The following is a 13,538-nucleotide window of genomic DNA, read 5'->3' as shown; positions in this document are numbered from 1 at the left end:
TTTCAGACGACCTTTTGTGTTTCATAACGTGAATATGGATTTATTGATGCGCGGCGAGGAATTGTTCCAATTCTTCTTTGAAAGGCATCCCGTTTTGCGCGCCGTCTTGGGTAATGGAAAGCGCGGCGGCGGCACATGCCTTACGGACGGCAGTTTCGATGCCTTGATTCCAGAAGACGGACAACGCGCCGTTGAATGCGTCGCTGGCGCCGGTGGTGTCGGCAGTGTCCACTTTAAAGCTGGAAACATAACGCAAACCGTCTTTTCCGTCTTTATAGACTGCGCCTTTGTCGCCCATGGTCATCAGGACGGGGCAGGGGGCTTTTAGAATCAGCTCTTCGGGATTCAAATCTTGCGACAGGCCGAGACAGTCGGCAAGTTCGTAGCGGTTGGGGGTTAGAAGAGTGACCAATTCCCATAATTCCGGAGGCAGGAATTGGGCGGGAGCCGGGTTGAGGATAAAGGGCTTGCCGTATTTCTTCGCCAATTTTGCGGCGGTGATGACGCAGTCCATCGGAATTTCGAGCTGGCTCAAAACCACATCGGCGGAGGCGATTTGCTGCTCGGCGTTTTCGATGTCGGCAACCGTCAGCCCCATGTTGGCTCCGGCGATAACGATAATGGCGTTTTCATCGTCGGCAACGGTAATGTTTGCCATGCCGCTGGGCAGGCCGGTGAGGGTTTGGATGTGTTCGGTAAAGATGCCTTCGCGGCAGAGGTTGGTGGTCATTTCATAGCCGAAATCGTCATCGCCGACCGCGCCGACTATACAGACGTCCGCCCCCAAACGCGCTGCTGCAATCGCTTGGTTTGCGCCCTTGCCGCCCATGAAGCGGTGAAATGAATTGCCCAGCAATGTTTCACCCGCTCTGGGAAATTTTGAAGCACGGGTGACTAAATCCATATTGATACTGCCGATAACGACGATTTTAGCTTGGAGCATCCTTGATATCCCTTTTATAAAATGCACTAGGCTGTTGAACAGCCTTATTTTTGTCTGCTGTTGTGCAATGTATGATTAGCCCAAATAAATAGTCTGAAATTGTACCTGCTAATATTATAAATGCAAAATTAATTGTCAATTTCATATTACTTTGGATTAATTTTGTTGCGATAAAATCAACATATCATAGGATTTAAAGCAGGAATGGCGACGTTTGGGGATGAATTGTTTTTATTTTAACAACCTGTGTTGCAACGCGGGCAGCCTGGTGCGCACGCTTTGCATCCTCGCAGCGTCCAAATCGGCGATGACGGTGCCTTCGCCTTCGGGCAATACGTCCAAGATTTCGCCCCACGGATCGATAATCATGCTATGACCGAACGTTCGCCTGCCGCTTTCGTGTTCGCCGCCTTGCGCCGAAGCGATGACGTAGCATTGGTTTTCCACCGCGCGGGCGCGCAGTAGCAATTCCCAATGCGCTTTGCCTGTCGTGTAAGTAAAGGCGGCGGGCAGCAGCAAAACGTCAAACGGCTGCTGGGCGCGGAAAAACTCGGGAAAGCGCAAGTCGTAGCACACGCCGGCGGCAAGCGGCACGCCGTCGGCAGCCAATTTCGGCACATCGCCGCCTGCGCTGATGGTGTCCGCCTCGGCATAGCGTTCGCCCAAACCTGAAAAACCGAACAGGTGCATTTTGTGATACAGCCCGATTTGCGTGCCGTCGCGGTCGTACACCAACATCGTGTTCATCACTTTGCCCGCATCGGGGCTTTGCAGCGGAATCGTGCCGCCGAACAGCACCACGCCGCATTCCGCCGCCGTCTCGCTCAAGGTCGTCTGAAAACGAGCGTAGCGGGTTTCACCTAAACTGCTACCGACTAAAGGTTCGGCGAAAGCCAGTTTGTCAGTATCTTTACGCCCCATCAGCGACCAATATTCGGGCAACAGCACCCAATCCGCGCCTTGCTCGGCTGCTTGGCGCACGAGGCGTTTCATGGTGTCGATATTGGCATCGGGGTCGGTGGACGAAATCATTTGCACGGCGGCGGCGCGGATGTTTTGCATGGCGGTTTTCCTGTCGGGTCGTCTGAAAAGGGCAAAGGATGGTTTGTTGTATAGTGGATTAACTTTAAATCAGGACAAGGCGACGAAGCCGCAGACAGTACAGATAGTACGGAACCGATTCACTTGGTACTTCAGCACCTTAGAGAATCGTTCTTTTGAGCTAAGGCGAGGCAACGCCGTACTGGTTTAAAGTTAATCCACTATATAACGAAATCGTTTCAAAAAAACAATCAATAAGGAAAGCAGCGTTTCAGACGACCTGTTGTTTTTCTGAGCCGTTTTTATGATGATTTGAACGGCAGGTTTGGCATTACTTTATATAAATATATTATTTTTTATTTTTTGTTGATTTTAAAAAAGAATTTTTTAAATGCTAATAAATCGATAAAATATAAATGTTTTCAAAACTTAACGTCTGTATATAAACCGTTGATTCTTTGTTTGGTTATTTCATAATTGGGCAGATTTCTTGAAAATTTGTATTGTTACGGTTTGCTAAGTTGGAAGTTATCCGATAAGGTGTACTACAAGCGGTTACATCCGTGAGTATGAAATTAATCAATAAGATAGTTGATTAAGCAATTAAAACTGTTAAATCCCACAAAAAAACGGACAGGTTATTCTCAACCGTTTGCATATCAAACCGTTTGCACACCAAACAGAAAGGAAAAAACCATGCTTCATTATGCAGTTGTTTTCTTCGTCATCGCCATTATTGCAGCCGTACTGGGCTTTGGCGGTATTGCAGGCAGCGCGGCAGGTATCGCTAAAATCCTGTTTGTCGGTTTCCTGATTTTGTCAGTGTTGTCCCTGATTTTTGGCAAGAAAAAATAAAACTGACAAACAGATAAGGCGTAACCACGCTACCTTCTGAATGAACGTTTTTTAAAACAAAGGTCGTCTGAAATTTTCAGACGACCTTTCTTCATGTCAAACCCTAATCTTCATACGCTTCCATCGGCGGGCAGGTGCAGACCAAATTCCGGTCGCCGTACACGTCGTCCACGCGGTTGACGCTCGGCCAGAATTTGTTTTCGCGCACGAAAGGCAGCGGGAAAACGGCTTCTTCGCGGGAGTACGGATGCGCCCATTCGCCGGTTACGTCGGCGGCGGTGTGCGGGGCGTTGACCAGCGGGTTGTCGTCTTTCGGCCATTCGCCGCGTTCGACTTTCAACACTTCCTGTTTGATTTGTTTCAGGGCGGCGATGAAGCGGTCGAGTTCGGCTTTGCTCTCGCTTTCGGTCGGTTCGATCATCAGCGTGCCGGCAACGGGGAAGGAGACGGTTGGGGCGTGGAAGCCGTAGTCCATCAGGCGTTTGGCGATGTCGGTTTCGGTGATGCCGCTTTCGGCTTTGAGCGGACGCAAATCGACGATACATTCGTGCGCGACGCGGCCGTTTTTGCCTGTGTAAAGGACGGGATAGTCTTCGCTCAGGCGTTTGGCGACGTAGTTGGCGTTGAGCAATGCCCAGCGCGTTGCCTGCTCCATGCCTTGTTTGCCCATCATGGTCAGGTACATCCAAGTAATCGGCAGGATGGACGCGGAACCGAAGGCTGCGGCGGCAACGGCGGTTTGCTCGGCACTGGCGCTGTGCGTGTCGGTCAGCACATGACCTGGGGCAAACGGGGCGAGGTGGGCTTTCAGACCGATGGGGCCCATGCCCGGACCGCCGCCTCCGTGAGGAATACAGAAGGTTTTGTGCAGGTTCATGTGCAACACGTCCGCGCCGACTTCGGCGGGCTGCATGATGCCGATTTGGGCGTTGAGGTTGGCGCCGTCCATGTAAACCTGTCCGCCGTTTTCATGGATGATGCGGCAGATGTCGCGGATGCCTTCTTCGTACACGCCGTGGGTGGACGGATAGGTAATCATGATGGCGGACAAGGTGTCGCGGTGTTGCTCGGCTTTGGCTTTCAAATCGTCGATGTTGACGTTGCCGTGTTCGTCGGTATCGACGACGACGACTTTCAAACCGAGCATGGCGGCGGTGGCGGGGTTGGTGCCGTGGGCGGATTTGGGAATCAGGCAGATGTTGCGGTTTGCTTCGCCTTGGGCTTCCTGATAGCGGCGGATGGCGAGCATACCGCTGTATTCGCCCTGCGCGCCGGAGTTGGGCTGGAAGGAAATCGCGTCAAAGCCGGTGATGGCTTTCAGGCTGTTTTCCATGTCGGTCAGGAGCTCGCGGTAGCCTGCGGTTTGGGTTTCGGGGGCGTAGGGGTGGATGTTGGTGAACTCCGCCCAAGTAATCGGCAGCATTTCAGCGGTGGCGTTGAGCTTCATGGTGCAACTGCCCAGCGAAATCATGCTGCGGTTCATCGCCAAATCGCGGTCTTCGAGTTTTTTCAGGTAGCGCAGCATTTCGTGTTCGGTGTGGTAACGGTTGAACACGGGATGCTGCAAGATATTGTCTTGACGCAGGAATTCGGTTTTCAGACGACCTTTGACGTCGTCTGAAAGCGTGAAGGTGTTGTTGCCGGTGAAGGCGTAGTACAACACGGCAAGGTCTTCGCGCACGGATGTTTCGTGGAAGGCGGCGGCGATTTGGGTGTCGCTGACGCGGCGCAGGTTGTAGCCCAGTTCCAAAGCGGTTTGGAACGTTTTGTCCGCTTTGTCTTTGCTGCCGAAATCAACGGTAACGGTATCGAAGAAGACTTTGTGAACCACATTCAGGCCGTCTGAAACCAACGCGTCGGCAAAGGCGGAAGCCAGCGCGTGAATGCGGTTGGCGATGCGTTTCACGCCTTCGGGGCCGTGATAAACGGCGTACATGCCCGCCAAGTTCGCCAGCAATGCTTGCGCGGTGCAGATGTTGGACGTGGCTTTTTCGCGGCGGATGTGTTGCTCGCGGGTGGACAACGCCATGCGCAGCGCGGGTTTGCCCGATGCGTCTTTGGATACGCCGATGATGCGGCCCGGGGCGGAGCGTTTGAACTCGTCTTTAAACGCGAAATAAGCGGCGTGTGGCCCGCCGAAGCCCATCGGTACACCGAAGCGTTGCGTGTTGCCCAACGCGATGTCCGCGCCCAACTCGGCAGGCGATTTCAGCAAGACCAAGCTCATAATGTCGGCGGCAACGGCAACAACCGTGCCTTTGGTTTTCAGACGACCTATAACATCCTGCAAGTCTTGCACATCGCCGTCTTTGCCGACGTATTGGAACAGCGCGCCGAAGTATTCGCCCTCATCCGCTTTGGCAAAATCGCCAACCACCAGCTCGAAGCCGAAATATTTGGCGCGGGTTTTCATCACGTCCAAAGTCTGTGGATAAACGCGCTCGTCCACAAAGAAACGCTCGGATTTCACCTTGCCCACGCGGTGCGCCATTGCCATCGCTTCAGCGGCGGCAGTTGCCTCGTCCAACAAAGACGCGCCTGCCACAGGGAAGCCGGTCAAATCGATGCACACCTGCTGGAAGTTCAACAACGCTTCCAAACGCCCCTGCGCGATTTCCGCCTGATACGGCGTGTAGGCGGTGTACCAGCCCGGATTTTCCAATACGTTGCGCAAAATCACGTTCGGCACGCGGGTCGGGTAATAGCCCAAACCGATATAGGATTTGTTGATCACGTTTTTCGCCGCAATGGCTTTCAGCTTCGCCAAAGCATCCGCCTCGGTCAGGGCTTCGGGCAGGTCAAGTTCGGACGGCATACGGATGCTTTGCGGCACGGTGTTGCCGACAAATTCGTCCATGCTTTTCTCGCCGAGCGCTTCCAAAAGCGCGGCCTCGTCGCCGAAACTCAAATGACGCGCGGCAAATTCGTTGGGGTTGAACAGTTCGGATAGTTTCATTTCTACTCCTTCGGTTTTGTAGGAATCTGCCGCGAAGGCAGGTGTTTTGATGTTTCAGACGACCTTGCGGTTGCGGGCGGATAATCGGGTTTTGTGTCTGCTTGCTATTTCCGTCAGGCAGGAAGCTACTTCCAGTCCTGCACCCGCTTCAAGTCTTTCTGCGCCAGCGTGTCGGCGTGTTCGTTGCGGCTTTTGTATTCCCTGTTTTGCAAGATGCTGTTGGCGACGTAGTTTAAGTGTATTTTGGCGGCTTCGGCGGCATCGGCGGGGCGGCGTTCCAAGATGGCTTCGTAGATGGCACGGTGTTGCGCAATCAGCTTGGGGCGCGGGTCTTCGGTTTGGTTGGAATAGATGATGCTGCTGCGCGTCTGGCGGTAGAGCATTTTGAGCAGGCCGCCGGAGAGGTGGCTGAAGAGGATGTTGTGCGCGGCGTCGGCGATGGTTTGGTGAAAGCTCACGTCGGCTTCGCTTTGATGTTCCAGATGGCCGCTTTCGCAGGCGGATTCGAATTTTTGCCGCCAAAAATCAATCCGTTTCAAATCGGCATCGGTGCGCCGTTCGGCAGCCAGCGACGCCATGCAGCCTTCGATGTGGCAGCTGAAATCGAAAACGTCGGTTTCCCAGTTGGAATGTTTGCCGAGCAATTCTTGCCAGCTTTGGAGGAAATCCTGCTGCGGTTTGACGGAAACGTAATAGCCGTCGCCCTGACGCGCTTCCAAAACCTGCCGCGCAATCAGGATGTTCAGCGCGACCCTGACCGACGGGCGCGATACGCCGAATTCTTCCGCCAACGTGCGCTCGGGCGGGATTTTGCCGCCTTCTTCGTAAATGCCCGCCGCGATGCGTTCCTCCAATATCGACAATATTTGGTCGCTGATTTTTTGCGGACGAACCAGTTTTGTCATTGTAATTCCCTCTTTTCCATCATGTTTTTTTCTGTGAAGAAGACCCAAATCCGATAATGTAATGTGATGCGGCAGGTCATCTGAAATGGCAACCTGTGTCAAAATTAGCATGACCAAATTGGCATGACCAATGTCGCCGTATTCTAATTACCGCCCCGTATCCCGTCAATATGGCTTGTCCTACCCGTATGTGTTTTAAAACTACATTGGGCTACATTTTTACAATTCATATAATATTTTGTTTTATTTAAAATTAAATAACAAATTTGCGCCGATGCAGCCGGGTCGTCTGAAAAAATAATTGACCGCCATATTAAAGTTTCGTAAAGTGTCCTCCGTTCTCAAAATTGGTTTTACCAATTTAAGAAAATATATTAGAAAAATATTCGGAGATTTTCCCTATGGATACTTGGATTCAAAACTATACCGCAGTGGGCGGCAGCCTGTATTTGACGGCAGCCGTCGCCCTCCTGCCCATTATCTTTTTCTTCGTCGCACTGACCATCCTGAAGCTTAAAGGCTATCAGGCGGGGCTTTATACGCTGCTGATTGCGCTTGGCGTTGCCATATTAGGCTTCGGAATGCCTGCGGGCATGGCGGTTTCTTCCGCGCTGTACGGCTTTGCTTACGGTTTGTGGCCGATTGCATGGATTATCGTTACCGCCGTGTTCCTGTATAAAATTACCGTGAAAACAGGGCAGTTCGACATCATCCGCGCTTCCGTGATTTCGATTACCGAAGACCAACGCCTGCAAATGCTGCTGGTCGGCTTCTCTTTCGGCGCATTCCTCGAAGGCGCGGCAGGCTTTGGCGCGCCGGTGGCGATTACCGCCTCGTTGTTGGTGGGCTTGGGCTTTAATCCGCTTTACGCCGCCGGTTTGTGTTTAATTGCCAATACCGCGCCTGTGGCTTTCGGCGCGATGGGTATTCCAATCCTGGTTGCCGGTCAAGTGTCCAACCTCGACCCTTACCACATCGGTCAGGTCGCCGGCCGCCAACTGCCGATCCTGTCGATTGTCGTTCCTTTCTGGTTGGTCGCCATGATGGACGGTATGCGCGGCATACGCCAAACTTGGCCTGCCGTATTGGTGGCGGGCGTATCTTTCGCCACTACCCAGTTCATTACCGCCAACTTCATCGGCCCCGAGTTACCCGACGTGACCTCCGCATTGGTCAGCCTGGTCTGCCTGTCTGCCTTCCTGAAAAAATGGCAGCCTAAAGAAATCTTCACCTTCAACGGCATGAAAAAACCGGCCGAGCGCAAAGCGGGCGAATACACTGCCGGACAAATCATCAAAGCCTGGTCGCCTTTCGCCATCCTGACCGTTTTCGTCAGCGTGTGGACGATTAAGGGCGTTAAAGAGGCTTTGGGCGTTGCCACCATCAAATTCGACTGGCCGATGCTGCACAACTTGGTACAAAAAGCCGCGCCCATCGTCAGCGAACCGACACCATACGCCGCCGTATTCAAAATCGACCTCCTCGGCGCAGTCGGTACGGCAATCCTGTTTGCTTCCATCGTTTCCGCCGCCTTGCTGAAAATGAAACCTTCCGAAGCCGTCAGCACTTTCTTTGAAACGCTCAAAGAACTGCGCCTGTCCATCCTGTCCATCGGCTTGGTACTTGGCTTCGCATTCGTGGCAAACTATTCAGGCCTGTCGTCCACATTGGCACTCGTCCTCGCCGCCACCGGCACTGTATTCCCGTTCTTCTCGCCGTTCCTCGGCTGGCTGGGCGTATTCCTGACCGGTTCGGACACCTCCGCCAACGCACTCTTCGGCTCGCTGCAAGCCAGCACTGCGCATCAAATCAACGTCGTACCCGAACTGACCGTCGCAGCCAACACCACCGGCGGCGTGACCGGCAAAATGATTTCGCCGCAATCCATCGCCATCGCCTGCGCGGCAGTCGGTCTGGAAGGCAAAGAATCCAACCTGTTCCGCTTCACCGTGAAACACAGCCTGATTTTCTGTACCTTCGTCGGCCTGCTGACCCTGCTGCAAGCTTATGTCTTGCCGTGGACGCTGGTTTTCTTCAACAAATAAGCCAATCGGCTTGAAATGAAAAGGTCGTCTGAAATCCAATTTGGGTTTCAGACGACCTTTTTGTTGTTGTGGGCGTGATCGGGTTTACCGTCATTTCCGTTTCGTTTAAACAGTAGGGGAATGCGTGAATCGAAGATGGTTTAAGTTGGGTTGGATTTCAAACAGGAACGACGGCGGATAAGAAGGTCGTCTGAAAACGGCAAGGGCTTGCCTCGTTTTCAGACGACCTTTTGTCTGTGTGGCGAAACAGTAGAACAATCAGCTTTCGGATGCTTCCTGTTTCAAATCGACCAATCGCGTTCCCGCCAAGAAATCGTATAAAAACTGCCGGTCTGGGTTCAGCAGGGCGAAGCCCCACGGCAGGATGAGCCAGATAAGGGCGGCACCGAAGGCAGGTATAGGCGGGATGGCGAGCAGGTGGCGCAGGCCGGCGTAGGCGAGCAGGGGGATGAAGACGACGAAGATACACGACCAAATAAAGCGGATGCGCAGTTGCGACAATGGCGGCAGCGTGCCGTTTCTGCCATGCAGCCCGATTTTCCAAGTCTGCATGGCGAGGGTGCGGCCGGTTTTCGTCCAGTTGGTTTTGAAGTAGAGCCACCAGCTGCCTACGAAGATAACGCAGGTAGCCAAGCTGGAAAGGAGCTGGGAGACGGGGTTGAGGAAAATCGCGGCGATGCCGGCAAGGAGGGCGGCGATGGCGGTCACGGCGCCGGTCAGCAGCAATTCGTACATCAGGGCGGCAAGGCGGCGTTTGACGGGGGCGGGGGGAAGGGCGGTCATGGCGGTCTGCTCGGTAAAAAGGTCGTCTGAAAAACGGAATGCTTGGTTTGGGCGAAACCGCCGCATCCGTTTTCAGACGACCTTTGTGTGGGAGGAATCAGCGGTGGGGGCGTTTTTGTCCGCGCGCCTGCTGGGCTGCCATCTGGTTCATTTCTTGACGGGTCGGGCGTTTTTTGAACATGGCGTGCGCTTCGTCGGCCGAACATTTTTGCGACAGGCAGACCAACGTTATCGCGTCTTTTTGGTGTTGTCCGCCGCTGTGGTACATACGGCGCAGGTTGGCTTCGTTGATGCGGCCTTTTTCGGGGTCGATGTCGAATTTTTTCAGGCGTTCGAGAAACTGGCGCTGCTGGCGGCGCGAAGTCCAGACAAAGCCGCCGGCGGCTGCGGCGACGATGATGACGGCAAGCAGGATGGCGAGCGGCCACGAATCGACGATTAAGACGATGATCAGGCTTAAAACGGCGGTGGTCAGCACGAGCAGGCCGCCGATGCGGAGTTTGGTTTGGTTGTCCATGAAGTTGCAGTTCCTTATTAAGGGTGGGAGGTCGTCTGAAAAAAAGGTTTGCAGCAGATAGGCAGGGTTTCAGACGACCTCAAATATCATAACTTTATGTTTAACGGTATTTTACAGTATTTTTGCCGTTTGGGCGCGTACAGAAGCGATGCGGCATACAAACTTTCACTCTTTTTGAACAGGCGCGTCCTTGCCGCGAAAAGCGCCTATCCATGCCCGATGAAATTACACCGCCAACCCCGTCACCAACTGCTTGAATTCCGTCCACGCGTCGCCGTCTTCTGCGCCTTTGATGATGCGGTCGATTTTGGCGCAGGTTTTGAGCGCTTCGATCAGGCGGACGGCGGGAATGCGTTTGACGGCAATCGGCGCGAGGGTTTGTTTGTCGCCCCACAGGCGCAGGCTGTTGCGGACGGATTGTACGCTCTGTCCTTGTTTGAGTGCGGCGGTCAGGCGGATGAGGGTGCGGATGTCTTCGGCAACCGCCCACAGCAGCAAGACGGGTTCTTCGCCTTCTTCTTCGAGTCCGTCCAAAAGGCGGGCGACGCGCAGGGCATCGCCTTTCATCCATGCGCCGGAAAGCTGGAACACGTCGAAACGGGCGACGTTGGCGACGGCGGCTTCGGCATCAGCGATGTTGACGGTATGGTTTTGCGGGTGCAGCAGGGCGAGTTTGTCGATTTCTTGGCGGGCGGCAAGCAGGTTGCCCTCGACGCGTTCGGCAAACAGGGCGAGCGCGTCGGGTTCGATGTCGAGTCCGACCTTTTTCAGACGACCCTTTATCCACTGCGGCAGGGCTTGCGCGCTAATGGCTTTGGCTTCGAGTACCGTGCCTTTGGCGGCGAGCGCGGTGAACCATTTTGCCTGCGTTTGGGCTTTTTCGAGCTTGGGCAGCAGAATCAGGGAAACGGTGTCTTCGGGCAGGCGTTCGGCGAAGGTTTGCAGCGCGTCGCCACCGTTTTTGCCGGGCTTGCCGTTGGGAATGTGGATTTCCAAAAGTTTCAAATCGGCGAAAAGTCCTGCGCTGCCTGCACTTTGCAAAAGTTCGTCCCAGTCGGCGCCGTTGTCCGCAGTAAAGACTTCGCGGTTGAGGTAGCCTTGTTTTTTGGCGGCGGCGCGCAGGGTGTCGAGGGCTTCGATGCGCAACAGGTCTTCTTCGCCGTGGATGATGTACAGCGGCGAAAGCGGCATATCCGCGTTGACCTGCTCAATATTCATGATCGCCATCAATATGCTTTCAGGAACGTCAGGCGGCGGACGATTTGGTCGGCGGCGTCAGCGCGCATTTCCGCCCAGATGGTTTCGCTTTCTTCCTGTTTGCCCAACACTTCGCTGTCGTTGTAATCCATCGTGCGGTTGACGAGGATGGTCATCGGTTCGCCCACAGGCTCGCCGTTGCGCATGGCTTGGGCTTCGACGCGCAGGGTCAGCAGGTATTCGTTGACCAGCGCGGCGCGGGTGATGGTGTAGATGTCCTGACGGGTTTCAATGTTCTTGATGTGCAAAGTCATTTGCGCTTCGGCGGCGGAAACGGGTTTGCCGTCGGCGCGGCGCAGGGCGTTTTCCAAAGCCTTTTGCATGACGGAAGCGTTTTGGATGTGCCAAGCGGGATATGGCAGTGTGCGTGCGGTGCCGCCCATGCCTTTGAGGTGGAAGCCGCAGGCGGACAGAAGCAACACGGCGGCGGTCATCAGGATTTTGTTCATTTCATTCTTTCTGTTGCGCGGGTATCGGGGAATTATAGCGGATAGTCGGGCGGTCGGGAAACGCGGCGGCAGAAGGGGATTTCAGACGACCCCTTGCCGTTTGTCGTTTACCTGCCCGATGGGTACAATCCAAACGTCAGACAACAGGAGAAACATCATGCATCCCATCCGCGAACCCATCCGCAGCGGCCTGCTGCAAGTATCGGACATCCATCAAATCTACTGGGAAGAGTCCGGCAATCCCGACGGGCTGCCCGTCATCTTCCTGCACGGCGGACCCGGCGCGGGCGCATCGCCTGCCTGCCGCGGCTTTTTCAATCCCGACGTGTTCCGCATCGTCATCATCGACCAGCGCGGCTGCGGCCGTTCGCTGCCTTACGCCTGCACCGACGACAACACGACTTGGGATTTGGTTGCCGACATCGAAAAAGTCCGCGAAATGCTGGGCATTCAAAAATGGCTGGTGTTCGGCGGCTCATGGGGCAGCACCTTGTCGCTGGCGTATGCCGAAACCCATCCCGAACGCGTTGCCGGACTCGTCTTGCGCGGGATATTCCTGTGCCGCCCGTCCGAAATGGCGTGGCTGGACGAAGCAGGTGGCGTCAGCCAGATTTATCCCGCGCAATGGCAGAAATTCCTCGCGCCCGTCGCCGAAGAAAAACGCGGCAGCCTGATTGCGGCGTATCACGAAATGCTGTTCGGCGAAGACGAAGCAGGTCGTCTGAAAGCCGCCAAAGCCTGGGCGGACTGGGAAAGCTACCTGATCCGCTTCGAGCCGCAAGACGTCGACGAAGACGCCTACCAATCGCTCGACATCGCCCGTTTGGAAAACCATTATTTCGTCAACGAAGGCTGGCTGAAAGGCGACAAAGCGATTTTGGCGAACACGGACAAAATCCGACATATCCCGACCATCATCGTGCAAGGCCGCTACGACTTATGTACGCCCATGCAAAGCGCGTGGGAACTGTCGCAGGCACTCCCCGAAGCCGAACTGCGCGTGATTCAGGCGGGACACTCGTCGTTTGATCCGCCATTGGCGGCGGCGTTGGTGGAAGCGGTGGAAGACATGAGGGAACGCGCGGCGTGGTGAGACATAATTTGAAAGGACAAATTGATGAAAAAGCTGTTTTTAATCGCATTGGGGTTGGTAAGTTTTAATGTTTATGCCAATGGCTGTGGTGGAGAATACCAAGCTGCCACGGGAACCTGCCGTATCATAGACGGAAGCGGTCGGCAAATTTTATACAATGTGCCGCCTCCCAAATCAGGCAACAGCACCCCGCCTCCTAAAAAAATCATCTACTACGACGTGAAAGTTCCTTCCAAATTCGGTGCGGCTGCTTTGAACATGAAAACAGGTTATGGGGCAGGTGTGCTGAATAAAAATTCGCTGTCAGAGGCAAAAAAGGAAGCGCTGGAGCAATGCAAGCAGGGTGATAAAAATGCTCCGTGTAAAGTGGTTTCTTGGGTACGCAACGGCTGCATTGCTGCTGCAAAAGGTCAAGTCATCAAAAATCCTAAAGTATGGAAATCTTTTTATGCAGAAAAAGAAAAAGGATTGGCAGAGGCGGAAGCGTTAGCGCAATGCAGGGCGGATTCAAAGGTAACAAATTGTGAAATTTACCTCCCCGAAGGCTGCTCCCTGCCTGAATTGCAATAATCAAATTTTATTTAAAAGGTCGTCTGAAAACTATTTTCAGACGACCTTTTCTAAGCCAAGTTAAAGATGAGCTGGGAAAAGGATAAATTTATGAAAAGACTGTTTTTAATCGCATTGGGCTTGG

General features: G+C 54.0%; 12 protein-coding genes. 4 read left to right on the top strand and 8 right to left on the bottom strand.

What is annotated here, in order from left to right; translation table 11 throughout:
* Positions 1-40: 40 nt before the first annotated feature.
* Both rbsK and HMPREF3050_RS01145 read right to left on the bottom strand, forming a co-directional pair.
* The gene (gene rbsK / locus HMPREF3050_RS01150) at positions 41-943 is read right to left on the bottom strand and encodes a ribokinase (protein ID WP_070773166.1); all 903 of its coding nucleotides are present in this window, start codon (positions 941-943) and stop codon (positions 41-43) included.
* Positions 944-1,174: 231 nt separating this feature from the next.
* Positions 1,175-2,005: a carbon-nitrogen hydrolase family protein gene (locus HMPREF3050_RS01145; RefSeq protein WP_070773165.1), complete on the bottom strand. Its 831-nt coding sequence runs from the start codon at positions 2,003-2,005 to the stop codon at positions 1,175-1,177.
* A 675-nt stretch (positions 2,006-2,680) separates the two neighbouring features.
* Here HMPREF3050_RS01145 and HMPREF3050_RS01135 point away from each other — a divergent pair.
* Positions 2,681-2,839, top strand: coding sequence for a DUF1328 domain-containing protein (locus tag HMPREF3050_RS01135; RefSeq protein WP_003744611.1), 159 nt, complete (start codon positions 2,681-2,683; stop codon positions 2,837-2,839).
* 103 nt (positions 2,840-2,942) lie between these two features.
* Here HMPREF3050_RS01135 and gcvP read toward each other — a convergent pair whose 3' ends face one another.
* Positions 2,943-5,795 (bottom strand): aminomethyl-transferring glycine dehydrogenase, encoded by a 2,853-nt coding sequence (gene gcvP, locus HMPREF3050_RS01130; protein WP_070773163.1) that lies wholly within the window; start codon positions 5,793-5,795, stop codon positions 2,943-2,945.
* A 125-nt stretch (positions 5,796-5,920) separates the two neighbouring features.
* The gene (locus HMPREF3050_RS01125) at positions 5,921-6,700 is read right to left on the bottom strand and encodes a FadR/GntR family transcriptional regulator (protein ID WP_070496307.1); all 780 of its coding nucleotides are present in this window, start codon (positions 6,698-6,700) and stop codon (positions 5,921-5,923) included.
* Positions 6,701-7,101: 401 nt separating this feature from the next.
* On the opposite strand from HMPREF3050_RS01125, the gene HMPREF3050_RS01120 reads away from it, so the two are divergent.
* On the top strand, positions 7,102-8,745 hold the full coding sequence (locus tag HMPREF3050_RS01120; RefSeq protein ID WP_070773162.1) for a lactate permease LctP family transporter: 1,644 nt from the start codon (positions 7,102-7,104) through the stop codon (positions 8,743-8,745).
* Positions 8,746-9,003: 258 nt separating this feature from the next.
* Here HMPREF3050_RS01120 and HMPREF3050_RS01115 read toward each other — a convergent pair whose 3' ends face one another.
* From HMPREF3050_RS01115 to lptE, 4 genes are all read right to left on the bottom strand, one after another.
* Complete coding sequence (locus HMPREF3050_RS01115; RefSeq protein WP_070773203.1) at positions 9,004-9,528, bottom strand: RDD family protein; 525 nt, start codon at positions 9,526-9,528, stop codon at positions 9,004-9,006.
* A 97-nt stretch (positions 9,529-9,625) separates the two neighbouring features.
* Complete coding sequence (locus HMPREF3050_RS01110) at positions 9,626-10,045, bottom strand: hypothetical protein (RefSeq protein ID WP_003767286.1); 420 nt, start codon at positions 10,043-10,045, stop codon at positions 9,626-9,628.
* A 225-nt stretch (positions 10,046-10,270) separates the two neighbouring features.
* Positions 10,271-11,272: a DNA polymerase III subunit delta gene (gene holA / locus HMPREF3050_RS01105; RefSeq protein ID WP_070773161.1), complete on the bottom strand. Its 1,002-nt coding sequence runs from the start codon at positions 11,270-11,272 to the stop codon at positions 10,271-10,273.
* Positions 11,272-11,751, bottom strand: a complete 480-nt coding sequence (gene lptE / locus HMPREF3050_RS01100) for an LPS-assembly lipoprotein LptE (RefSeq protein ID WP_003741184.1) — start codon at positions 11,749-11,751, stop codon at positions 11,272-11,274. The genes holA and lptE overlap by 1 nt, the downstream gene beginning before the upstream one ends.
* A gap of 157 nt (positions 11,752-11,908) precedes the next feature.
* Here lptE and pip point away from each other — a divergent pair, with 157 nt between their 5' ends.
* Entirely contained in the window at positions 11,909-12,844 is a 936-nt protein-coding gene (gene pip / locus HMPREF3050_RS01095) for a prolyl aminopeptidase (protein WP_070773160.1), read from the top strand.
* A gap of 24 nt (positions 12,845-12,868) precedes the next feature.
* Positions 12,869-13,414, top strand: coding sequence for a DUF4189 domain-containing protein (locus tag HMPREF3050_RS01090; protein WP_070773159.1), 546 nt, complete (start codon positions 12,869-12,871; stop codon positions 13,412-13,414).
* The last annotated feature ends 124 nt before the right edge of the window (positions 13,415-13,538 follow it).

Origin of the sequence: Neisseria sp. HMSC065D04 (assembly GCF_001815675.1) — a bacterium.
Lineage (GTDB): Bacteria > Pseudomonadota > Gammaproteobacteria > Burkholderiales > Neisseriaceae > Neisseria.
Note: the sequence above shows the minus strand (reverse complement) of the source record. Positions and strands in the feature narration are given on the sequence as shown.